Raw genomic sequence first — 412 nt, forward strand, 5'->3', positions numbered from 1 at the left:
TCTACTAACTTCTACTATTATGAGGGGACAAAGCTGGTAAGAGTTGAAACTGATGATAACGATATCACTATATATCTCTCGTATGCCGATAATGAAACAAACATAGTTTGGAAGTACGGAGACAGCGAATACACCAGACAAACGACTCGTAGATATGATGAGGCTGGAAGGCTAGTCTATGAGAAGTCAGTTTCCCCCGATCCCGGTGCAGAGATTGAGGAATCAATCATCACCTATGAATACGATGATGAGGGGCGGTTTTCAAAGATTACTACAAAGATTGCTACTAAATACTATAAATCCTTTGGATACTCTGGTTTTGATTACCAGCCTTACTACGACAAACATTACGAAAAACTATTCGAGTATTAACCCCCATCCCTTCTCCCCTCGAACCTGCACCCAAAAAGCC

General features: G+C 41.3%; 1 protein-coding gene. It reads left to right on the top strand.

Annotated features, from left to right (window positions below):
* Nucleotides 1-372 (top strand): hypothetical protein (locus S1OALGB6SA_RS09975; protein ID WP_195910202.1); only part of this gene is annotated, 372 nt, incomplete at its 5' end.
* Nucleotides 373-412: the final 40 nt, after the last annotated feature.

This window comes from Olavius algarvensis spirochete endosymbiont, from assembly GCA_900608495.1.
In the GTDB taxonomy this organism is placed as follows: domain Bacteria; phylum Spirochaetota; class Spirochaetia; order DSM-2461; family DSM-2461; genus UBA2779.